This is a genomic window from Eggerthella sp. BIOML-A4 (assembly GCF_009875575.1).
Classification (GTDB): Bacteria; Actinomycetota; Coriobacteriia; order Coriobacteriales; family Eggerthellaceae; genus Eggerthella; species Eggerthella lenta.
This window is the reverse complement of the sequence record NZ_WWRX01000004.1, coordinates 180,249-201,659: the sequence shown is the minus strand read 5'-3', so window position 1 is coordinate 201,659 and position 21,411 is coordinate 180,249. Positions and strand designations below refer to the sequence as shown.

The 21,411-nt window shown below is 58.4% G+C and carries 21 protein-coding genes; 3 read left to right on the top strand and 18 right to left on the bottom strand.

What is annotated here, in order from left to right; translation table 11 throughout:
• Positions 1 to 16 precede the first annotated feature (16 nt).
• Entirely contained in the window at positions 17 to 1,690 is a 1,674-nt protein-coding gene (locus tag GT613_RS04900; RefSeq protein ID WP_035585136.1) for a cation:proton antiporter, read from the top strand.
• On the opposite strand, the gene panF is transcribed toward GT613_RS04900, so the two are convergent.
• From panF to GT613_RS04885, 3 genes are all read right to left on the bottom strand, one after another.
• Entirely contained in the window at positions 1,687 to 3,225 is a 1,539-nt protein-coding gene (gene panF / locus GT613_RS04895) for a sodium/pantothenate symporter (RefSeq protein ID WP_114519827.1), read from the bottom strand. The two genes, GT613_RS04900 and panF, sit on opposite strands and share 4 nt — an antisense overlap.
• The gene (locus tag GT613_RS04890) at positions 3,218 to 3,493 is read right to left on the bottom strand and encodes a YhdT family protein (protein ID WP_015760838.1); all 276 of its coding nucleotides are present in this window, start codon (positions 3,491 to 3,493) and stop codon (positions 3,218 to 3,220) included. The genes panF and GT613_RS04890 overlap by 8 nt, the downstream gene beginning before the upstream one ends.
• Positions 3,494 to 3,577: 84 nt before the next feature.
• A complete protein-coding gene (locus tag GT613_RS04885) occupies positions 3,578 to 4,168 on the bottom strand; it encodes a response regulator transcription factor (RefSeq protein ID WP_015760839.1) in 591 nt (196 codons plus the stop codon).
• 154 nt (positions 4,169 to 4,322) lie between these two features.
• Here GT613_RS04885 and GT613_RS04880 point away from each other — a divergent pair, with 154 nt between their 5' ends.
• Positions 4,323 to 5,144 (top strand): hypothetical protein, encoded by an 822-nt coding sequence (locus tag GT613_RS04880; RefSeq protein ID WP_015760840.1) that lies wholly within the window; start codon positions 4,323 to 4,325, stop codon positions 5,142 to 5,144.
• A 158-nt stretch (positions 5,145 to 5,302) separates the two neighbouring features.
• Here GT613_RS04880 and GT613_RS04875 read toward each other — a convergent pair whose 3' ends face one another.
• The 5 genes from GT613_RS04875 to GT613_RS04855 all read right to left on the bottom strand — a co-directional run bounded on the left by GT613_RS04875 (position 5,303) and on the right by GT613_RS04855 (position 9,811).
• Positions 5,303 to 5,839: a DUF2812 domain-containing protein gene (locus GT613_RS04875; RefSeq protein WP_035585535.1), complete on the bottom strand. Its 537-nt coding sequence runs from the start codon at positions 5,837 to 5,839 to the stop codon at positions 5,303 to 5,305.
• On the bottom strand, positions 5,836 to 6,153 hold the full coding sequence (locus GT613_RS04870; RefSeq protein WP_015760842.1) for a PadR family transcriptional regulator: 318 nt from the start codon (positions 6,151 to 6,153) through the stop codon (positions 5,836 to 5,838). The genes GT613_RS04875 and GT613_RS04870 overlap by 4 nt, the downstream gene beginning before the upstream one ends.
• 140 nt (positions 6,154 to 6,293) lie before the next feature.
• Complete coding sequence (gene thrS / locus GT613_RS04865; RefSeq protein ID WP_035585128.1) at positions 6,294 to 8,207, bottom strand: threonine--tRNA ligase; 1,914 nt, start codon at positions 8,205 to 8,207, stop codon at positions 6,294 to 6,296.
• 142 nt (positions 8,208 to 8,349) lie between these two features.
• Complete coding sequence (locus GT613_RS04860; protein WP_009304230.1) at positions 8,350 to 8,901, bottom strand: zinc ribbon domain-containing protein; 552 nt, start codon at positions 8,899 to 8,901, stop codon at positions 8,350 to 8,352.
• Positions 8,902 to 9,589: 688 nt separating this feature from the next.
• On the bottom strand, positions 9,590 to 9,811 hold the full coding sequence (locus GT613_RS04855; protein ID WP_009608286.1) for a helix-turn-helix transcriptional regulator: 222 nt from the start codon (positions 9,809 to 9,811) through the stop codon (positions 9,590 to 9,592).
• 145 nt (positions 9,812 to 9,956) lie between these two features.
• On the opposite strand from GT613_RS04855, the gene GT613_RS15350 reads away from it, so the two are divergent.
• Positions 9,957 to 10,202 carry a hypothetical protein gene (locus tag GT613_RS15350; protein WP_009304228.1) on the top strand — a complete coding sequence of 82 codons (246 nt, stop codon included), beginning with the start codon at positions 9,957 to 9,959 and terminating at the stop codon, positions 10,200 to 10,202.
• A gap of 104 nt (positions 10,203 to 10,306) precedes the next feature.
• Here GT613_RS15350 and GT613_RS04845 read toward each other — a convergent pair whose 3' ends face one another.
• From GT613_RS04845 to loaP, 10 genes are read right to left on the bottom strand one after another with little or no spacing between them, the layout of a single operon-like run.
• On the bottom strand, positions 10,307 to 10,804 hold the full coding sequence (locus tag GT613_RS04845; RefSeq protein ID WP_081434197.1) for an acyltransferase: 498 nt from the start codon (positions 10,802 to 10,804) through the stop codon (positions 10,307 to 10,309).
• A 19-nt stretch (positions 10,805 to 10,823) separates the two neighbouring features.
• Positions 10,824 to 11,921 carry an N-acetylneuraminate synthase family protein gene (locus GT613_RS04840; protein ID WP_009304227.1) on the bottom strand — a complete coding sequence of 366 codons (1,098 nt, stop codon included), beginning with the start codon at positions 11,919 to 11,921 and terminating at the stop codon, positions 10,824 to 10,826.
• Positions 11,918 to 13,564, bottom strand: a complete 1,647-nt coding sequence (locus GT613_RS04835) for a cytidylyltransferase domain-containing protein (protein ID WP_015760845.1) — start codon at positions 13,562 to 13,564, stop codon at positions 11,918 to 11,920. Before GT613_RS04835 ends, GT613_RS04840 begins: the two co-directional genes overlap by 4 nt.
• Complete coding sequence (locus tag GT613_RS04830) at positions 13,564 to 14,889, bottom strand: hypothetical protein (protein ID WP_009304225.1); 1,326 nt, start codon at positions 14,887 to 14,889, stop codon at positions 13,564 to 13,566. The genes GT613_RS04835 and GT613_RS04830 overlap by 1 nt, the downstream gene beginning before the upstream one ends.
• A complete protein-coding gene (locus GT613_RS04825) occupies positions 14,886 to 16,121 on the bottom strand; it encodes a hypothetical protein (RefSeq protein ID WP_009304224.1) in 1,236 nt (411 codons plus the stop codon). The genes GT613_RS04830 and GT613_RS04825 overlap by 4 nt, the downstream gene beginning before the upstream one ends.
• Positions 16,122 to 16,156: 35 nt before the next feature.
• Entirely contained in the window at positions 16,157 to 17,638 is a 1,482-nt protein-coding gene (locus tag GT613_RS04820; RefSeq protein ID WP_256179036.1) for a capsular biosynthesis protein, read from the bottom strand.
• Between the two features lie 29 nt (positions 17,639 to 17,667).
• Positions 17,668 to 18,984, bottom strand: coding sequence for a nucleotide sugar dehydrogenase (locus tag GT613_RS04815; protein ID WP_009304222.1), 1,317 nt, complete (start codon positions 18,982 to 18,984; stop codon positions 17,668 to 17,670).
• A gap of 1 nt (position 18,985) precedes the next feature.
• Complete coding sequence (locus GT613_RS04810) at positions 18,986 to 19,870, bottom strand: glycosyltransferase family 2 protein (protein ID WP_009304221.1); 885 nt, start codon at positions 19,868 to 19,870, stop codon at positions 18,986 to 18,988.
• A 3-nt stretch (positions 19,871 to 19,873) separates the two neighbouring features.
• Positions 19,874 to 20,611: a sugar transferase gene (locus tag GT613_RS04805; RefSeq protein WP_009608291.1), complete on the bottom strand. Its 738-nt coding sequence runs from the start codon at positions 20,609 to 20,611 to the stop codon at positions 19,874 to 19,876.
• 46 nt (positions 20,612 to 20,657) lie between these two features.
• A complete protein-coding gene (gene loaP / locus GT613_RS04800; protein ID WP_009304219.1) occupies positions 20,658 to 21,170 on the bottom strand; it encodes an antiterminator LoaP in 513 nt (170 codons plus the stop codon).
• Positions 21,171 to 21,411 lie beyond the last annotated feature (241 nt).

Here is a 21,411-nt window from a genome sequence, read left to right as displayed (position 1 = left end):
GCACGAAAGGCAACCTATGACCGTCGACCTCGTTTCGCTCGCCATCATCGCGCTCGTCGCGGCAGCCTGCCCGATCGTCGCCAAACTCATCCCCAACAAGCTGGTTCCCGAGACGGTGTTCCTGCTCATCGCCGGAGCGTTGCTGGGGCCGAACATGACGGGCGCCATCGTGCTCACCGACGCGGTAGGGCTGCTGTCCGACCTCGGCCTGGCGTTTTTGTTCCTGCTAGCCGGCTACGAGATCAATCCGAAGAGCCTCACCGGGAGCCAGGGCAAGCGCGGGCTGGCAACCTGGTGCGTATCCATCGTCCTGGCGTTCCTCTTCGTGCATTTCGCCAGCGGCCTGTTTTCCAACGAGCTCGAGTCGGTTGCCATCGCCATCGCGTTGACCACGACGGCGTTGGGCACGCTCATGCCCATCCTGAAGGAGCGCGGGCTCATGGGAACGCAGGTGGGCGAATCCGTCCTCGCTTACGGCACCTGGGGCGAGCTGGGCCCGGTGCTGGCCATGGCGCTGCTCTTGTCCACGCGCGCGGAATGGAAGACCGTTCTCATCCTGCTCGCGTTCGTCGCCTTGTGCGTGGTGGCGGCCGTCGTTCCCGCGAAGGCGAAGAAGGCCGGGCACAAGCTGTTCAACTTCCTCACCGAGAACGCGGAAGGCACCTCCCAGACCATGATGCGCGTCACCGTGCTGCTGCTGGTGGGGCTGGTGGCGCTCTCCGCGGCGTTCGACCTCGACATCGTGCTGGGCGCGTTCGCCGCCGGGTTCGTGCTGCGCTACATCATTCCCGAGGGCGATCACGCGCTGGAGCATAAGCTGGACGGCGTGGCGTACGGCTTCCTCATTCCCGTGTTCTTCGTCGCCTCGGGCGCGAAGATCGACCTCATGGCCGTGTTCCAACAGCCTGTGGTGCTGGTCGGGTTCATCGTGCTGCTCCTGCTCATCCGCACCGTGCCCATATTCGTCGCACTCGCCACCGGCAAGGACACGCGCAGCATCTCCACGCACAACCGCTTGACCATCGCCCTGTACTGCACCACGGCGCTGCCCATCATCGTGGCGGTGACCTCGGTAGCCGTGAGCGCAAACGCCATGTCGCAGGAGACGGCCAGCGTGCTGGTGGCCGCCGGAGCCATCACCGTGTTCCTCATGCCGCTGATGGGCATGCTCACTTATCGCGTGGCCGACGCGAAGCCCATCGAGGCCGTGAAGGAGATCAGCCGCAACCCGCGCGACATCGGCGACATCCTGCGCGAGCACTGGGAGCTGGAGCGCATGCTGGCACGCAAGGAGGCGCTCGAGCGGCTGGCGGCACGGCGCGAGGAGCGCGGCCGAGACGGCGAGTCCTGGGAGGAGCAAGCGGCGCTGCTGCAACGTCGCTCGGCCCGCAAGCGCGCCATCGACGAGGCGCTCGACCTGGCCGCGCAGGAGATAGCGCGTCGCGAGCTGGCACCCGATGCCCGTCCCGACGGAGACGACCCGCTGCTGGCGCAGGCTCTGCAGCATCGCGAAGAGCGGCGGCGTCGCATGGCCGAGCGCGTTGTGCGCGAGTACCGTCGGCGCATGGACGAGATGGGTCGTGCGGCAGAGCGGATGGGACTGAGCGAAGACGACGTCAGGCAGATGTTCGAGGACGCGCGACAACGTCGCGACGAGCACCCCGACGAACGCGACGGCCGGCGGCGCTAGCCCGCGCGGCGGGCCGAGGACCCGTTCGCAGCCTCCGCGCCGCTGTCGCAATCAGGGAAGAACACCTCCATGCGGCTGGCCGGCGCCTGCTTGCCGGCCAGCGAGCCTGCGACCATGCACACGCCAGCCACGACGATGCCTATGACGATCTGATGCAGATCGGCCACTTTGAAGCCGAGCGCCATCGTTGCGCAATACGCCAGCATACCGCCCGCCATCGACCACAGCGCACCCGTCCGGTTCGCCCGCCTCCAGAACAGGCCGCACACCATCACCCAGAAAAACGCCGTCTCAAGGCCGCCGAAGGCGAACATGTTGATCTTCCATATGACGTCGGGCGGCACGACGGCCAGCACGAACACCACCGCGCCCAGCCCCAGCGTAACCGCCTGGCTCGACACGGACAGCGCACGCTCCCCCATGCGGCGGCCGCGCGCTTCGGCGTAATGCATCCACACGTCCTTGACCAGCGCCGAGGATGACGAGATAAGCAGCGAGGACACGGTGGAGATGGAGGCGGCCACCGGCCCTATGATGGCGATGCCCGCCAGCACCGGCGGCAACGTCCGCGAGATGGCCAGCGGGATGATGTTGTCCACGCTGCCGCCGTAGGCCGCCAGATCCTCGGTGAGCACGCCGGCGGCCAACACGCCGAGCGCCGTGACGCCGATCATCATGGCGCCGATGATGACGGTGCCCACGATCATGGCGCGGTGGAGCGATTTCACGTCCTTGTACCCCATCGTGCGCACCACCGACTGCGGCAGGACGAACGTGAACACGCCCACGAGTAGCCACTGGGTAAGGTACAGCGACGGCGGCATGTTGCCGCCGGACGTGGGCTCCAGCATCTCGGGGTGATTCTGCGCGATCGAGCCCATGATGGCCTCGTAGCCGCCGCCGGCGTCCAGGATGCCCGCGGCCAGGACCACGATGCCCACGAGCATGGCGATGCCGCAGAGCGCATCGGTCAGCGCCACGCCGCGGAAGCCGCCGATGGTGGTGAACAGGATCACGGCAACGCCGAAGAGCACGAGGCCGAACACGTAGGAGTAGCCGGTCACGGCCTCGAACAGCTTCGCACCGCCCACGAACTGCGCGATCATGGTGGCGCCGAAGAACACGACGACGATGGCGGCCGACAAGTTCGCGAGCGCGTTCGATCCGTAGCGAGCCCGGATGACGTCGGCCACCGTGATCGCATCGAGCTTGCGCGCGATGAGCGCCATCTTCTTGCCCACGATGCCGTACAGCAGAACGAGCGCCGTCACCTGCACCACGGCCATGTACACCCAGCCGAAGCCGATGCTCCACGCCTGGCCCGGACCGCCCACGAACGAGCTCACCGACCCGTACGTGGCGATGGTGGTCATGGCCAGCACGAAGCCGCCCAGGCCGCGGTTGCCGATGAAGTACTCCTTCACGAAGCCGCCGCCGTCCGACGCGCTCTGCGTGCGGTGGCGCACGACCACGCTGAGCCCTACGGCGAACGCGAGGAACAGCGCGACGGGGACGAGCGCGGCGAGGTTACCCATCGAGGCCCTCCTCGTCGTCCAGCGGGAAGTCGGCGAACACGAACCGCGCCAGCACGATGGCGGCGATGACCGCGGCGACCCATGTGCCCATGCACCCCGCGATTATCCACAAAGGCGTGCCGAACAGCTGGACGTCGAAGCCTGCGAGCCCGAACCCGCCCACGAGCCACACCGCCACGATGACGGCCAGCGCTGCCGCCGTGGCCTTCGCCTCCCTGTTCGTCTGAGCGAGCTTATCCCGATAGCTCGCAAGTTCCCTCTGCGCCATGCGCGCACCTCCCCGCCGTCGCCGCGCCGTTTCGTCCAACGTATGGTACACCAAGCGCAGCCGTCCCGCGCGCCCCAGTTGGGGCTAGATGGCCGATGACACCTTTTCCAGCAAATCGGCTTTGCCGTTGACGCCCATCTTCGCGTAGATGCGGCGCACGTGGCTCTTCACCGTGTTGAGCGACACCACCAACTCGTCGGCGGCCTCGGCGAACGTGCGGCCCTCCATGAGCAGGCGCAGCACGTCCTCCTCGCGGCGCGTCAGGTCGTAGGAGCGCGCGAGGCGCGCGCAAGTGGCGTCGAGGCCGGTGCCCCATTCCGACCCCGGCGCGGCAGCCGGCGTTGCAGGTCGGGGAGCCGGCCGATGGAGCTGCAGATAAGCCACGGCAGCGGCCATGTCGCGGTTGCGCCAGCGGCGCTCGAGCAGCAGGCACGACGGGAACGACAAGAGACACGCGCAGGCGGCGAACGTCGCGGCCGCATCGACGCCCCGCGTATCGAGCGCCATAAGCGATCCGACAAGGGTCACGCCGAAGCAGGCAGCCCACGCGCCCGCCGCCCGATACGCCGTGCGGTTGACGCGCGTGCGGAAAAACGCCCGCACCACCGCCGCGCAGAACGCGGCGTACACGACGCACGTCAGCGCCAGCACCGCCACCGTCAACCACGAAACCATCGCCGCCCCTTCCCTTTTGCCGCTTGGATCGTCCCAGCATAGCGCAAGCCGCCCGGCGCGGCCGGCAGAACCGGTGATGAAAAACTTCATCATTGCCGCATCGCCGAGGGTCGTGCTAGGTTGGATGCAGAAGAACACGAAGAAGGAGAGCCTTATGAGCGCAGCACGCAGCAGAATCGCACGGACCCTGATCGGCGCCGCCTGCATCGGGGCGGCCACCTGCGCGTTCGTCTGGTTCGCCTTCCAGTTCGCCCCCGGCGAGCCGCGCGAGCTGACCGTCGGAGACGAGAGCTACGCGTCGTCCATCGAAGCCAGCGGAAACAGCCGATACGTCGCAGAAGGGATTGTCGACATCCCCTTCGGGCAAACTTACAAAACCGATGGATTGACCTGGGGTAAATGGTTCAGCGTCAGCGAGGATGAACGGAGCTCCTGGTCCGACGAGGAGCGCGAGCAACGCCTCGCGTCTGAATCGTACCTCTACGACTCCAGCGGCATCGAGTTCGCCGCACAGGGACTCAAGACGGTCTCGCTGGAGGCTTTCGCGGAGTGGTACCCTCATTATGCGGAGACGACGGGCTACACCGAGGCACGCAAGCACGCATGCAAGGTACTGCTCGTCGATATCGCGATGACGAACACAAGCGATCATGCCCAAACGCTCCCCCGTTTCGTTCTATGGAGCGAGGACGCCAACGGAGCGAACGACACGCTGGAAAATGGGATGGGCAGCGACAAATACCTGTTCGAAGAAATGTACGGCGAATCCTCCGACCGCGGCCTCGTGGAAAAGCACCTACCCGATGGCTGGAACGTGCTCGAGCCCGGAGAAACGCGCAGTTGGACCGTACCGTCCCTCATCTACGAGAACACGTTCCGCGATCCGGCGGCCTACGAGAACATCGACCCGTCCCGCTTCTGCGTCGCTTTGGCCGACTACGACCCGCCCACCATCTATCGCCTCTGGCTCGGCTAGGGCGCGCGCCCTCCGTCATCCTGAGCGCAGGCGGCGAAGCCGCCGGAGTCGAAGGATCCCGCGCGGCGCCAGCCGTGGCGCTTCCTGCTGTCGCCGCATGGGATCCTTCGACTCCGCGCCTTGCAGCGCTGCGCTCAGGATGACAACCTAGGGCGTAGTTACTCGCGCACGGCGCGCTCGCGCTTCAACCGGCGAAGCTTGCGGGCGATGCGGACGAACCCGCACGCCATGAGGATCATGATCGCCGCCCACAGCACGGCGATCGGCAGCATTTCCGGCAGGAAACTGCCTCTATGCAGCAGGCTCGCCGCTGTCGTCACCTGGACGAGGAGCACGGCCAGCACCAGCACCTCGATGCGGCGCAGATGCGCGATCTTGGAGTCGATGTCGGAGAACAGGTCGAAGGGCGCGCCATCGCGCGGGCGGCGCAGGTACGCCCAGCGGCCGTACGTTCCGACGCACTCGATGTCCAGATCGCGCAGGAAGTCCAGATAACAGCGGCCCTCGGAGCTGCCCGCCGTATGCTCCAGCAGCTCCAGACGGTACTCGTACTCCCCCGGCGCTCCCTCCTCGAACACGTAGCGGATCCCGCATACGTCGACGAGGGCCAGCCCGCGCGCGGCCCAGGCGTTCAGCCAGTCCTCCTCGCGGTCGAAATCCCATGCCCAGAACAGCCGGTGCATGACCCGCTTCATGCCGACCACCTCCCCACGATCTCCTCGCCGTTTCCCACCAGCTCGCGCAGCCGGTCGAGCTCGACCCGCACCGCATCGCGGCCGGCGCCCGTCAACCGGTACTCCTTCTTGCGCCCCGACCCTGCGCCGGGCGCCGGCTCGATCCAGCGCCGTTTCTGCAGCGTGTCGAGCGCGCCGTACAGGGTGCCCGCCGCCAGGCGCACGCGGCCGTTGCTCAGGCGCTCGGCGTTTTGCATGATGCCGTAGCCGTGCAGCGGCTCGTCGAGCGAGAGCAGGATGTAGAACACCGCCTCGGTCAGCGCGATCGATTCCACGGTTCCCTCCGTTCCAAAACTATATCGGCTTCCGATATAGTCAGTATATCGGAAGCCGATATAGTACGCAACCGTGAAAAAGAAAGCGACCCCGGCACGCTGCCGAGGTCGCTGTCACGCGGAGGATGGGGAGCAAGCGTCTACAGCGCGGCCTCGCGCAGCTTCTCCACCAGCTGCTCGACCGGCCACGCGCCGAGGTCGCCCTCGTGGCGCTCGCGCACGCTGACCGTGCCGTTCTCGATCTCCTTGTCGCCCAGCACCACCATGTACGGGATCTTCTGGCTTTGCGCCTTCGCGATCTTCACGCGCATGGGCTCGTTCTGGTCGTACACCTCGATGCGGCCGCCCGCGGCCTTCAGCTGCTTCGCCAGCTCGGCCGCGGCCTCGTTGTGACGGTCGGCCAGCGGCAGCACGGCCACCTGCACGGGGGCCAGCCACAGCGGCAGCGCCCCGGCGTAGTGCTCGATGAGGATGCCGAGGAAGCGCTCGATGGAGCCGAAGATGGCGCGATGGAGCATCCAGGGGCGCTCCTCGGTGTTGTCCTCGGTGCGGTAGGTCAGTTCGAAGCGCTCGGGCATGTTGAAGTCCACCTGCACGGTGGAGCACTGCCAGGTGCGCCCGATGGCGTCCTTCACCTTGATGTCGATCTTCGGGCCGTAGAACGCGCCGTCGCCCTCGTTGATGTCGTAGGCCAGCTCGTGGCGCGCGCAGGCTTCCTTGAGCGCGTTGGTGGCGTGCTCCCACATGTCGTCGGTTCCGATGCTCTTCTCCGGGCGCGTGGAGATCTCGGCCTCGTACTGGAACCCGAACGTGGACATGATGTGGTCCACGAGGTCGAGGATGGCCACCACCTCGTCCACTACCTGGTCGCGCGTGCAGAACACGTGCGCGTCGTCCTGAGTGAAGCCGCGGGCGCGCAGCAGGCCGTGCACGACGCCGCTCATCTCGTGGCGGTACACGGTGCCGAACTCGAAGTAGCGCAGCGGCAGGTCGCGGTAGGAATGCAGCTCGCTCTTGTACAGCATCACGTGGCCCGGGCAGTTCATGGGCTTCACGGCGTACTCGGTGAGGCGCGGATCCTCGTCGGTGCCCTCGTTGATGTTGAAGAAGTACATGTTCTCTTTGTAGAAGCCGTAGTGGCCCGAGGTCTTCCACACGTCGGCGTTGTACACGTGCGGCGTGATGACCTCCTCGTAGCCGCGCTCGTACAGGTCGCGGCGCAGCCACTCCTGCATGGTGCGGATCACGCGCGCGCCCTTGGGCAGGTACATGGGCAGACCCACGCCGGCCAGCGGGTCCATGGTGTAGATGCCCAGCTCGCGGCCCAGCTTGCGATGGTCGCGCTTCTCGGCCTCCTCCAGGTTGCGCAGGTGCTCGTCCAGCTCCTTCTGCTTGAAGAAGGCGGTGCCGTAGATGCGGGTGAGCATCTCGCGCTCGGCATCGCCGCGCCAGTACGCGCCGGCCAGCTTGGTCAACTTGAACGCGCCCAGCTTGCCGGTAGAGGGCAGGTGCGGGCCGCGGCACAGGTCGGTGAACTTGCCGATGGTGTACGTGGTGATGACGGCGTCCTCCGGCAGCTCGGCGATGAGCTCCAGCTTGAACGGCTGGCTCGCGAAGATCTCCTCGGCCTCGGCGCGCGTGACCACGCGGCGCTCGAAGGCTTCGTCGGCCTTCACGATCTCGGCCATGCGGGCCTCGATGGCGGCAAAGTCGTCCGGCGACAGCGCGCGGTCGAGCTTCACGTCGTAGTAGAAACCGTCCTCGATGGCCGGCCCCACACCGAACTGCACGTCGCCGTAGAGGTCGACGAGCGCGGCGGCCATGACGTGCGCGGTGGAGTGGCGCAGAAGCTCCAGCCCCTCGTCGCTCTTGGCCGTGACGATGGCAACCGAGTCGCCTTCGGCCACGGGAGCCGAGAGGTCGACCGGCTGGTCGTTCACGATGCCCGCGAGCGCGGCCTTCGCCAGGCCGGCGCCGATGGACGCGGCCACGTCGGCGACGGTGGAGCCGTCTGCGAGCTCTTTCTTCGAGCCGTCGGGAAGTACGATGTTCATATCTGTTCCTTTCCTGTGCCGGGCGCGCACAAAGCGCCTGCACGATCGGTTCGCAGCGAGCGCGCCTTGTGCCCGCCTTTGCGACAAAACAACGAAGCCGCCCCGTTGTTCGCGAGGCGGCTTCGATTGCATTGCGAAGTGGTTACTGCACGCCGTGCTCGGACTGAGCGGGGCGCGCCTGCCTCGTCTGCTGCTGGGTCGCCGCCTGCTGCGGCTGCTGCGTTCGAGCGCCGCGCTGCTGCGGGGCACGACGCGTGCGCGGACCACCGGCAACGGGCGTGGCGCAGTACGGGCACACGGTCCAGGTGGGGTCGAGCGCGTGGTTGCAGGTGCCGCAAAGGTTCTTGAGACGCTGGTGGCAGTTCGGGCACAGCACGAAGTCGGCTTCCACCGGGTAGCCGCAGTTCGCGCACTCGCCGTACTTCATGAGCTCGCGCTGCTTCAGCGCGATCTCCAGCTCCTGCTCGTCGCGGTCGATCTGCAGCAGCGGCGGGCGCAGCAAGCAGTACGCGATGATGCCGAGCAACGGGACGAGCGCCACGATAGCCCACACGTACCAGTAGGAACCGCGCAGGTACGCATCGCGCACCACCCAGACGATGGACAGCACATACAGGATGACCAGCAGCACCACAACCACGGTGAACGCGGCTTGCAGTTCAGGAGTCCACAGCTGGTTAAGCAGTTCGCTCATTTCAACCTCGTTTTCTTGTATATTCAGCGACTGGTGCACAGGTATGGAAAACGCGCAATACATGCACACGATCAGTCATTATAGCAAAGTTGCCGAAAAACAAGCTCACGTGCAGGTAATTTCCGCAAGCTGTTGAATTCGAGGGCTGGTTCGAGAGCCGCCCCCTACCAGACTCTGAAGCTAAGCCCGGGCGCACGGAAGCGCGGCCGAGCCGAGCCGATGAGCGGGTTCGCGGTCGAGCCGGGCCGACGCACGGTTTCGGAGTGCCTGCGTGCAGCAAAATCGCCGGTTTGGCACGCCAGACCCGCCCGGATGCCATATTCCCAGGAGGCCGCCGAACACGATCTGGGGTTTCGCTTCGGCCTTTTTCGGGAAACGAGGCCGAAGTTCGTCGAGATGTGCCAAACCGACGATCTTGCTGCACCTCGACAAGCGAAACCGTGCGGAGGCGGACGCGAATCAACTTCCATGACAATGTTAGCCTCGTCAACCGTGCCGAAAACGGTTCCCAAATCGCACGATCTGGAAAAACGCCGGACGAAATACCGCGCGATGCCGAACAAGACAAGAGAACGGGGTCAGCGCCCCATCCATCCCCCGTCGTCCTGAGCGAGTGCGGCAAGTCGAAGGATAGCGATAGTGACGGACGCAACTCACAAAGAAAGCATTGAAGGTGGGTAGCGAACTTCTAGGATTGATCCTCGTCGGGGACGTACTCCATGATGTCGCCCGGCTGCACGTCGAATCGCTCGCAGATGCGAAGGATGGTGTCCGTGGTGACGGACTCCCCTTTGGAGAGCTTGGCGATGGTAGTTGACGAAAGCCCTATCTCTGTTTTGAGATCGGTCTTTTTATACCCCATCCGCGCAAGCATATCGAAAAGCTTGAAAAACCTAATGGAAGCCATCATTGTTCCTCCTCGCTGCTGACAGACTACCAGCAAACCGCAGCGTCGAAAAGCCGAGGATTAAAAGCACTATTTCCTTTTCATCAGCTCTGGATTAGAATATCCGAATATACAGATTTATTTCATTAGATTCGGATTTGAGGTTAAGATGTTCCGACAGTTACCGATCATCGAAACTATAGCCGATGCCGTCGACGAACTCACCGACGTGCGCATGACGCTCAGCGGCCTAGCCTCTTTAACCCTGGCGCTTGCGAACAGCGGCATGCACGAGCCCGACACCATAAGGCTGATCTCCTGCCTGCTAGACTACTGCGCGCTCACGACCGAAGCCGCCTCCGATAAATTCGACGAAGCTCCCCGTGATACGACTCGACCAGATCGCCTTTCATAACCGAGAAAAAAGCTATCGAAGCATCACGCCTGCGTGATATCTCCATGAGTTCACCTCGTTATCAGACGCGATCCAACCCTTTTTTCCTGCTCTTTGTCGAAAAATCAAAAGAACCGACCTTGTGCTTTCAGAGCTTCGTAATGATCCATATCTCGCATCTTGAACATTTTGGCAGGATGACCTCCGGCAACAGCACCCTTTGGAACATGATCGACGACGACACTCCCAGCCTGTATAACAGCGCCCTCTCCGATATGAGCCCCTCCAAGAACGATGACTTGATCCCCAAGCCATACGTTGTCTTCAATCACCACATCTTTATCAATCTTCGCCATACCATACGGAACGGCATCACCGTAGTCGAAGTCATGAAACGAACCAATTATCGAACACCCTCTTCCCGAATGAAAATTGCTCCCGATCCGAATTTCTCCTTCGCCAACAATTCTCATACCGTTAAAGTTAACGTTGTCTCCCAGAACGACGCTTTTCGATACCCATGAATAGCGATTCACTTTGAGACCTTTGCCCACCGTACGCGCACGGGTTCTCACGACCGCACCGAAAAGCACCTGCTTTACTTTCGAAATCAACCGTTTCACTCAGCATCCTCTCTCAAATCTATTGGTCACTCGCACCGTTCAAATAACGAGAATCCGAGAGCATTGTCATGTCTATCAAGACATCCGCAGGAATATCCACGCGAGCAACCCTTCCCACGACTTCCCCCACCAACGAGGGCGAGATGCCCGTGCCCGGTCTCTTAAACGTGAGCATCCCCTTATCTATCACGCTTCCAGCGGGTATATCCGCCGCCGCGACAAGAGACCGACGAGCATTGGCCCTTGCAGCAGTTTCCGATTCGCTATGTCGTAACGAGGAATCGCCAAGTAGTGTTTCAACGAAGCACACGCCTTCGAGGATCGTTCGGGCATCAGAGGGATCCATGGCGTGGTAATGGTCATTTCCTGGAAGCGTCTTATCGAGCGTGAAGTGCTTCTCCACAATGCGAGCTCCAAGCACGTAAGCCGTCTTGACAACCTCGGCAGAGGGGTCGGGCTTACAATGGTCCGAATACCCCACAATTACGTCTGGAAATTCCCGGGTGATCGATGCAATCCTGCTCAAATTAGCATGCTCGTACGGCGTTGGATATTCGAGCACGCAATGCAGCAGAGCGAGCGGACTGTCGTTCACGGCGCGTACCGCCTGAACGGCAGAACGCATCTCGGTCAAGTCGCCAGCCCCAACCGAAAGAATCATAGGCTTGCCTTTTCGAGCCTGATGCTCGATGAAAGGGATGTTCGTCAGGTCGGATGAAGACACTTTGTATACCCCCATCAGGGGTTCTAGATAATCAGCCGACTCGAAATCAAAGGGGGTCGAGCAGAAACCTATCCCGATCGAGTCGCAATAGACGGAAAGTTCTCGATACTCCCTCTCTCCAAACGAGTCGTATCGCTTGAAAAGCTCGTATTGGCTCGTTGAGGATTCCTCGCTCGTATCCCAATACGAAGGAGAATGTCGGGAAGCGAGCGATTCGGCCTTGTACGTCTGAAATTTCACCGCATGAACGCCAGCTTCGCTCGCTTCTTTGCACATGAGCTTTGCCGCCTCCATAGGGCTGATGCCACGCTGCCGAGCGATATCGTAATAATTGACGCCGATCTCAGCTATGAGTGTAAACGCCCCGCTTGCAATCCTATCCTCTAAGTTCATAGTACGTCTCCCAAAACGATCCTCTTTACTCTTCGTATCCCTAATCTCAAATCGTTCTCAAGCATCAGCTTGCGCATCTCTCGCCGTACGGACCTCGCCCCCGCAAGCCACGCTATTGTTGAAGCGAGGTCTTCGTCGGAAACCTCGCTTCCGAGCCCCAGGTTGATGAACCCGTTATCCATTTGAGCAAACGTGTGGAGCTGCTCGCGTTCGTTCTCCGCGAGAACAATTGTAGGCACGCCCATGCAGGCAAGCTCGAACGTGGTGCGCCCTTGGGAGGAAAGAGCCATGTCGGCCTTACGCATATGGTCGCTCATGCGCAACACGTTGCGACTCACCTCTATCCCGCACTCAGGAACGCTTTGCACCGCAGGATTGTCGTATCCCGAGCCGAGAACGAAATCAAACGTCACGTCCACTGCCTCTGCATTATGCCTTTTTGCCAGTTCGTACACCCGCGCCGTCAAATCGAGCGGATCCGTTCCTCCAAACGTGACGAGAATCCGGCGCACCTCATCCGAATCTTCCGAAGGCTGCGTTATAAGGAACTCGTCCCGCAAGCAGACGTACCCCTTACCCGAATACACGTTTCCATGCGGAGACGCCCCTTCGTAAATGGCGTTGACAACAGCATCGGCCAACCTTGCGCCTTCACCCAAATCCTCGAACGTCACCAAGCGCTTAACATACCTCTTCACATCAGCCATAAGACTGGCATCGCTATCAAGGCAATCGTATACGAATACATCGGGACGGCGCTCCTCCAGCCATCGGAGCATCTCTTCGTCGTCCTCCACCTCTAAAACCGGCATATTCGCCGATTTCAACTTGGCGATTCCTTCTCTATGACGTGCATTGCATACGAATACGACGTCATGCTCTATCAGTTCGTACCCAAGCGTTAATGCACGGTACACATGCCCAAGGCCAAGCTCCTTATGCCCGTCGACCCGAAACACGATGAGCCTTCGAGAGAGCATGGCTTCGCACACGATCCAATCTTGCATCGTGTCGATGTCGACCGCTTCGTCAGCAGGGACCTCAAAAACCGTAACGTTGTCCCCTATGCGAGACGAAGGCCCGATACACGAACGCTTCGAAACCAAAAATGCACCGGTTTCAACATAGTTCGGCGGAAGCTCCTGTCGATTGAGACGTCGTTCGTAATTCGGAACAAAACGATTCCGACCGTCTTTGCCCCAGCTCAAATGAGGAGCGTTTGTCGCACTCACCATCGTATCCGAATCGGAATTCAAAAACCGCTCAATCGCCGTATCGAGAGTGCGCACTGTTAGCAAAGGCGAGGTAGGCTGCATCGTGATGACGATGTCGTATCGCACACCCCGCAACGCTTCCACACGAACCACTGCGTCATTCACTACCGGATCGAGCGTAATATCGTCTCCGGAAAGTTCCGGGCTGCGCTCAAGAGCAACAACGCCATCGATCTGTTCTACGAAATCCAGTATCTCTCTCGAATCAGTGCTAACGGCAACATCGGTGATACAGCTGCTCTCTGCTGCACATGAAATCGCATAGTCAATCAACGGCCTGCCGTGCATAAGGCGCATATTCTTTCGTGGTATCCCTTTCGAGCCTCCTCGAGCAGGAATGACAGCGAGCACGTTCCTCTCCACATTCATCAAATGAAGGCACCTTTCCTGGAGACGACACGTCGACGAACAACCCTTTGATTCGGCGACTTTTCCAACTTCTTCGCAGCCCTACTCGCATCCGCACAACAAAAACCTTGATCATGTGCCGACGTGGCTAGAACGAACACAAAGAACAGCAAGTAATGACTCGTCATGGTCGAATGCATCACCATGCCGACAAGAAAAAACGGAACCCAAACGCCAGCCGTCTCTTTTCTGGCATAAGGGGCGATGACAATGCTGAACACAGCAAAGTAAAAAATTGTATAGAGAACCCCGTGCTTAAGAAGCAAGTTGATGACCGCGTGGTGCGGCTGCACAACCCTGTACCCATGCAACGAAGCACTCGCGAGCAAAGTGTCTTTATCGCCAAAAGGGTTTCCAATGTTCATGACGCGCCGGATGTCGATATCGTATCCACGAAAAATCAAAAGCGGATCCTTGGAAATCTGCTCGATAGCATAAAGATTGGAATTGAACCTGATAGCATTAGAGGTATCATTCAAACCTCGCGATGCTAAAGAGGCCGAAACGGTATCGCCTCCGACGACAGCCGTACTCCACCACCAGCTAAACGTCACGATTGAAAAGAACATGAGAGCGAAGAGCAAAAACAACACGACAGGATGCACGGATCTCGAAGGCTGAGAAACCGACCCCTTTCGTCGCGCTCTGATCCATATCACAGCATTTATTAAAGCAAAGCATAGAAGCATCATTTGATATCCCCTGCTGTTGAGGACGAGAGCCGCAACTACACATACCGCTACGCCAAGCTTTCGCTTCTCGTACCAGCACCAGCAGAAAAACAGGAACAGCACCACGCCAAAATAGTTCTTGTCGTACGAACCAAAAACATAATAAGGAGTTTCCGCGTCGCGGCGAAAAACGGAAACCAGCACAACCGCAAGGGCAAGGCAATAAAAGACGCGTTTCATGAAGGGACTAATCTCGAACGAGGACGGTCGTATGCAATAGAAGAAAAGAACCGTTAGCAGGAGAAAACTCGTGTCGATGAACAAATCCCGCATGGAATAGGGAGAAATCGCCATCGTGAGGAGAATCGAACCAGCAAGGCCGAAAAGGCAAAGGATCATCGGCAACGACATCTTTGTCTCGTCCAGCTCTTCTCTTCCAAAGAGACCGGTCGCAATCACCAATACTGCGGTAAGAACCACCGATGCATAAACTTTGTTTGCCGGCGACAAGAGAAAAAGAACAAGCAGCAAAAGAACCATCAAGATTGAGTACACAATGCCAATGTGACTTTTTCTCGCGCTCGGCGCTGTAGTATCAGTTTTTTGCGCAATCACGAATTTGCTCCTGTACGAACCATAGCTCCTGAACGTTTCATATAGAAAAGCCCCACTGAATACGTGAATAGGTAGGACACCGCGTTAGAAATGAGCATGAGAAGGCAAAGCACCCAAAGACTACCGACCCAAGAAGAGAAAGCAATCGAAGCGGCATACAAAACCAAACGGAACAGCGACGAAACAACCTGAAGGCGGGGCGGGGCAACTTTAAGAACTACGACCATATTGAACGAGTTGACAACCGCAAATATCGATGCTGCATTTCCCAACGGCATCAACGACAAGGCCTGGTCATAAAGCGTAGGATAGAGAATCATCGCGAACAGCGGCCCAATGAAGAAGGCAATCGCATACATGAAAAGCCCCACTGCGAGTATGAACAGATTCACTAAGTGATACCTGCGGACGGTTATCTTGACTACGCCGTCGCTCATGTAACTGAGCATGATGGAACTGATCGGTGAGGAGAAAAACGAGAACGTCTTGCCGAAAAAGGTTGCAACGTAATAGGTCGACACAGCCGAAGGCCCTAAGGCCGGATACAGCAGCAACCGATCAACGTACACCGACGAATAGGTGATGAGATTGCTCGCTATAAGAGACACATAGGTGCGCAGCGACGACCCAAAAAGCCTTGTTTTGCCATACGGTTCTGAAAACACGTTTGAGCATCGTGCAAAACATGCGAGGGCAAATGCTTCTCCAAGTATGAACACGAAAGGCCAGAATCCGCTTGCGAAAGCAACGCCCATACCTACCACATAACCCAAAGCAGTTAAGAGGTTGACTAGCAACAGCTTCTTGGAATTGAAATGAAGCCTGAACGCGACGAGACAATACGCCTTCACGATACTCATACCCGTAAGGATCCCAACAGCTAACGCCATCAATAGATCCATCGATAGAAGTTGCCAGCACACTATCGCAGTCGCCACTGCCAGTACGGGGGCAGAAATGGATAGGAGGTATTTGAAGTCTCCCGGTCCTATTCCGGCTTTCTCATAGCGTTCGTTGCGAATAATCCTCGTATTGCACAAGGTGCTCCCGAACGACGGCTCAAGCGCGTTGACGATCCCTATCGCCACCAGGAACAAACCGTATCGATCGCCGTCAAGCTTCCACGCCAAAAACGGATACACGAGAAGCTGCAGCGTCCCTACGAGAACCACGGTCGCACCGATAGTGAGAGCGAAATCGGTCGATGCTTTTTTCAAGAAGTCTTTTTTCATGGTTTCACGATCATCGAATAACCGTTTTGCCCCGATCAGGACTCAAGAAAGCCTCTAACGAGCCGTTCCGTATTCTCGAGCGCAGCCTCGTGCCAGACGTAGGATTTCAAGCTGTCAGAAACGGATTCGACCTCTACGCTCATGCGCCCCACAAATTCAGATGCGTCCTTCACAAGCTCGGCCGCACCTGACCTCATCAGCGGTTGAGCAATTTCACTGTCAACCGTATCCAGGATGAACACGCGCTTTCTATAGGCTATAGCCTCGAAAAGCACCGTGCTCGATATCCCTACGACAACTGTCGCCCTTTGCAGATACCAATCGATATCCCCGGTCTCCGCGATCTCAACCCTGGTGCCGACCTCCGTCAATTCAGGATGGACGATCCTCCACGAGTTTCTTTCGGAAGGATGCAGTTTCACGACAATGCGGTATTCGTTCGCACGCGGATCCCGAGCAAGATCGCACACGAACGAGGAAACCGCACCGTTGTCATAACCCTGAGACACCACCAAGACGAAAGGAACGTGCTCGTCTACCTGTTCTTTTTCGATGTCGAAAGACGCTTTCAACCCTCGCTCAAGCGGAATGGATCCTACGGCGATCATCCGTCGACCCCAATCCGGCACAACGCATTCGTCAATCCAATACTGACCGAATGCGGCGATACGGTCAGGAAGGTATCTTCCGCAGTCCGGCGCATCAAGATTGTACGCAATATGACCAGGCCCTATTTGCCCATGCTGGAGTTCGATTACCGGTATGCCCAGCTCATGAAGAACTTCGTTGCAGACGAGACAGAACACCGAGTAATGCTCGACCTCGACGACGCATTCAGGTTGCCATCTTGAGAAGATTTCACGAAACGATTTCGAAAGCGCGTAATAGCCAGTCACCACGTAAGAGGTTCTTTTAGCCAGAGCCTCCCGATCAATCTCGACATCGAATTCACACTCGAGCAGCCCCACCAATTCCGCAAGGTCGGACAAAACGCAACGAGACGCTTTCTCCCACTTTCTTGTTGCAAGAGCAACAAGCCATCTAGCCTCTAGGATATCCGTGTATATCGTAAGATCTTCAAGGGAGTCTTTTACATGGGCAAGCTTATGGGGACGCTCCAGAATCGAGCAGTCGTCTGCAAGGTCTCGAGCCAGATCCTCGAGGAACACGTTGCAAACGCCGTTCGAACCAGCGGTTTTCTTCCAATTGCCTAAAAAGACAACCTTCTTGCCTTCCCTTACCCCCGTCTCGATACCGCTCCGCGATTCACCCAGCTGCATGAGGAGACGAGGCAGGCTTCTTGCGATATTAGCCTTTGAAAACTGCGCATGAAAATCAGGATGCCCACCGAATTCGAAACGTCGAACCTGCTTGCATACCGAGTCGAACAGCCACTTCCTCAGAAGATGCCAATAGTGCATGCCATCGACATTTCGACTGAAAACATCATGGCGATTCTCAAATGCAAGAAACGCTTGCACGAGAAGCACCCTGTTCCCGTAATCCACTCCAGCCACGCCCGGTTCGTTCAAATCCGTAAACAAACTCATAGCCGCCAAAAGCTTCCATAAGACGAGAAGCGCTTCGCGTCCAATATTCCTTTAACATCCAAAAGCACCTTGCTTTCGTCGGGCTTGTCTCCGAAGAAAGCATCAATACGCTCGAAGCCCAGCTCTTTGAACTCATCATGGGCAACCGCGACAATCAGGCAATCTGCGTTCGCAATATCACCCGACTCGCGTAGCTGCATGCCGTAAACCTGCTTCACCTCGTCTCCCGAAGCCCAAGGATCCACCACCGACGGCTCGACTCCATATTCCTTTAGCCTCATGACAATGTCGTACACCTTGGAATTTCGAACATCGGGACAGTTCTCTTTGAAGGTAATGCCCAAGACGACCACGTTCGAGGACTTGGGAGCAAGCCCAACTCGCACCATCTCCCTGATGGCCGTCTCGGCAACAAACCCTCCCATGGCATCGTTCACTCTTCTGCCCGAAAGAATGATCTGAGAGTGGTAACCGAGCTTCTCGGCCTCGTAGGTAAAGTAATACGGATCAACGCCGATGCAATGCCCACCAACCAGTCCTGGTTTAAAGCCGAGCGCATTCCACTTCGTGTTCATGCCCTCCACGACTTCGCTCGTATCGATACCCATGCGGTCGAAGACCATGGCAAGCTCGTTCATGAAGGCAATATTGATATCGCGCTGGGAGTTCTCCACTACCTTAATTGCTTCAGCTGTTTTGATCGAGGAGACCGGATAGGTGCCTGCCTCTATCACGATGTCGTACACGCGTTTGATTTCTTCAAGGGACTCATCATCCATGCCCGAAACGATTTTTCGGATAGTGGTCAAGGTATGGACTTTGTCCCCGGGGTTGATTCGCTCAGGACTGTAACCCACTTTGAAATCAACGCCGCACCGCAATCCGGATTCCCTCTCAAGGATAGGAACGCATACGTCCTCCGTGACCCCAGGATAGACGGTAGATTCGAAAACCACGATCGAACCCCATTCAAGGTGACGGCCAAGCATGGTCGACGCCCCAACAACCGGCGACAGATCGGGGGTCTTGTCCTGATTGATCGGAGTAGGAACAGCAACTATATGAAAACGCGCTTCCCGTAAACGTTCGGGATTCGACGTGAAGTCGACGCCTGTGGAGCTGATCGCCTCGTCGCCTACTTCTTTCGTCGGATCGACCCCCTTTCGGTACAAGCGGATTTTCTCTTCGTTGACATCGAATCCGACAACTTCGATATGCTTAGCGAACTCAACCGCTATCGGCATGCCAACATATCCCAGTCCGATAAGGGATAGCTTCGTCTTCCGCTCGACCAAATCTTGGTACACGCTCACTTTACCGTTTTCCTATTCTCTTCAGAACTGCATGAAACATCTGCCAAAACAGGCAGTAGCCTGCATATGGCTTGCTCAAACCTTCAATCTCCGTATACAGGAACCATGTTCCCTTCACTGCCGAAACCTTATTCGCGCTGAGCGAATCGCTTCGCTTCCTATTCGCCGCCAACACTTCATCGAACCCATGAAGACATCCGTACAGCTTTATAACCTGGAGCCACGTTGCGGCATCCTGCCTTTTTCGTATATCCGGCATGACGAGAGCTTTTTTATCGACGAGCTCGGTATCGAACATGATCGTGTGCGAGCAGGTGGGAGGTTTTTTCAGAAATTTTTTATAGTCGAGACGCTCATCGATATGAACGATGTTGCGAAAGCTTCCGTCTTCGTTCACCGTCTCGTACGACGTCATGCATGCTCCGAAACGGTTCTCGGTCATGAAGGTGATCTGCCTCTCCAACTTCTCTTTCTTCCAGTAGTCGTCGGAATCCAAATAGGCAATAAACCTGCCGCACGCAGCCGCTAAAGCCCTGTTCCTAGAAAAAGCCGCTCCCCTGTTGCAATCGTTTCTCAATACGACGAAACGATGATCCCGCTCCGAAAACTGAAGGGCTATCTCAAGCGATCCATCCGAACTGCAGTCGTCAACCAGAATCGCCTCCCAGGAAGACAGGCTTTGAGATACGATCGAATCCAATGTTTCAGCCAGATATCGCTCGCAGTTGTAAAGAGGAATGATGATGCTCACGAGTGGGGCGTCGGCCTCGCCGAATTCCCAAAACTCGATCAGATGCTCGTCAGCGCCGGCGTGTATGGAGCAGAACTTTCGCACTTCGAAGGCGCGCGTCTTATCGTCGCGTAAAGACTCCACTTCAGAAGACAACGCTCATACCCCCGTCTTGTTGATGATGGATTTGAATGTTTCGAGAAATACAACCACGTCCAGTTTGAGATTCGCGTTCCGCACGTAGTACAGCTCAAGTTGTTGGCGACTGCCGTCTTCGTAGGTTGCATCGTTTCTTGCTTGAACCTGCCACCAGCCGGTGATGCCGGGCTTCATGCTCAGGAAAGCGTCCACATCCGTACCGTACGCAGGCAGCTCGTCGGCCACCACGGGACGCGGGCCCACGATGCTCATAGAGCCAGCAAGCACGTTGAGGAACTGGGGCAGCTCGTCGAGGGAGGTCCTGCGCAGGAAGCGCCCGACTCGCGTGACGCGGGGATCGTCCTCCACCTTGCGCTCGCTTCTCCACTGCGCCAGCTGCTCAGGGCTCAGATGCTTCTCGACATCGTCGGAGTCGGCCACCATGGTGCGCAGCTTGAAGATGCGTAACGGTTGGCCGCGATAGCCGATGCGCTCTTGGCGGTATATCGGCGAACCGGGGGATTCGAGGCGAATGATCAGTAAGAGCAGCGCGATCGGCGCCAAGCCAACAACGACCACGCACAGCGAGAACGCTATATCGAAAGCGCGTTTAACAAAGCGGTAGACCAGACCGTTCCCGGCGGTCTCAGCGACGTGCTCCTCCTCAGAAACAGCGAACGCGCTTTCCCCGGCTTCCGCCGCTAGCGTGCCGCCTTCGAGTAAATCTTCTGTTGTCGTTTGAGTTTCAACCACCAGCACACGACCCTTGCGGTCAGCACCCCCCCCCCCGTTGAGCGATTCAGCCTCATGCGGACTTCCTCACGATTTCCAGACCGACGCTGGCGGGGACGGTACGACCGAACAGGCTGACGTCGATGTAGGCGCGACGCTTGTGGCGGTCGATCTTGCGGATGTCGCCCTCGAAGCCCATGAGCGGACCGCGCGTGACGGTGATCTTGTCACCGCTTATGTAGCCCTCGCTCATGCGCACGGTATGGTTGCCGTCCATGAACGACAGGAACCAGTCGCGTTCCTTACCAGTGAGCGGGAAGAACGAGTTCTCCTCGTTGCCCAGCAGACGAATGGGCATGGGCACGCGCGACAGCTCCCTATTGAGAGCCTCGGGGTCATCGGTCACGAAGAACAGGTACCCCGGGAACAGCAGCCGCTTCACCAGGCGCCATTCGCCGCGGATCTTCCACATGACCTCGTATTCGGGCATGAAGCAGTCCTCCATGACGGAGGGCGGTACCAAACGGCGGCACATCTCGAGCGTCGAGGACTCACGACCCGCTTGCACTTGCGCCACGTACCACATGCCTGCTCCTTTCCCTCGCACATGTCGAACCGCTCCGTCAAAAGAAAAGAGGATGAATAGCTGCGCCCCGCCGCCGCCCTCAGGCAACGGCCGCTCATGCAGAGCCGGCTGCGCATCTATTCATCCTCTTGTCGATCGACGGAACGCGCTTTGCGACGATTTCGCCTTCTCAAGATATGTAACGAGCCTTGCGACTCCCGTATTTGTTGCTCAAATACAACAATCACGGCGAAAGAAAAAG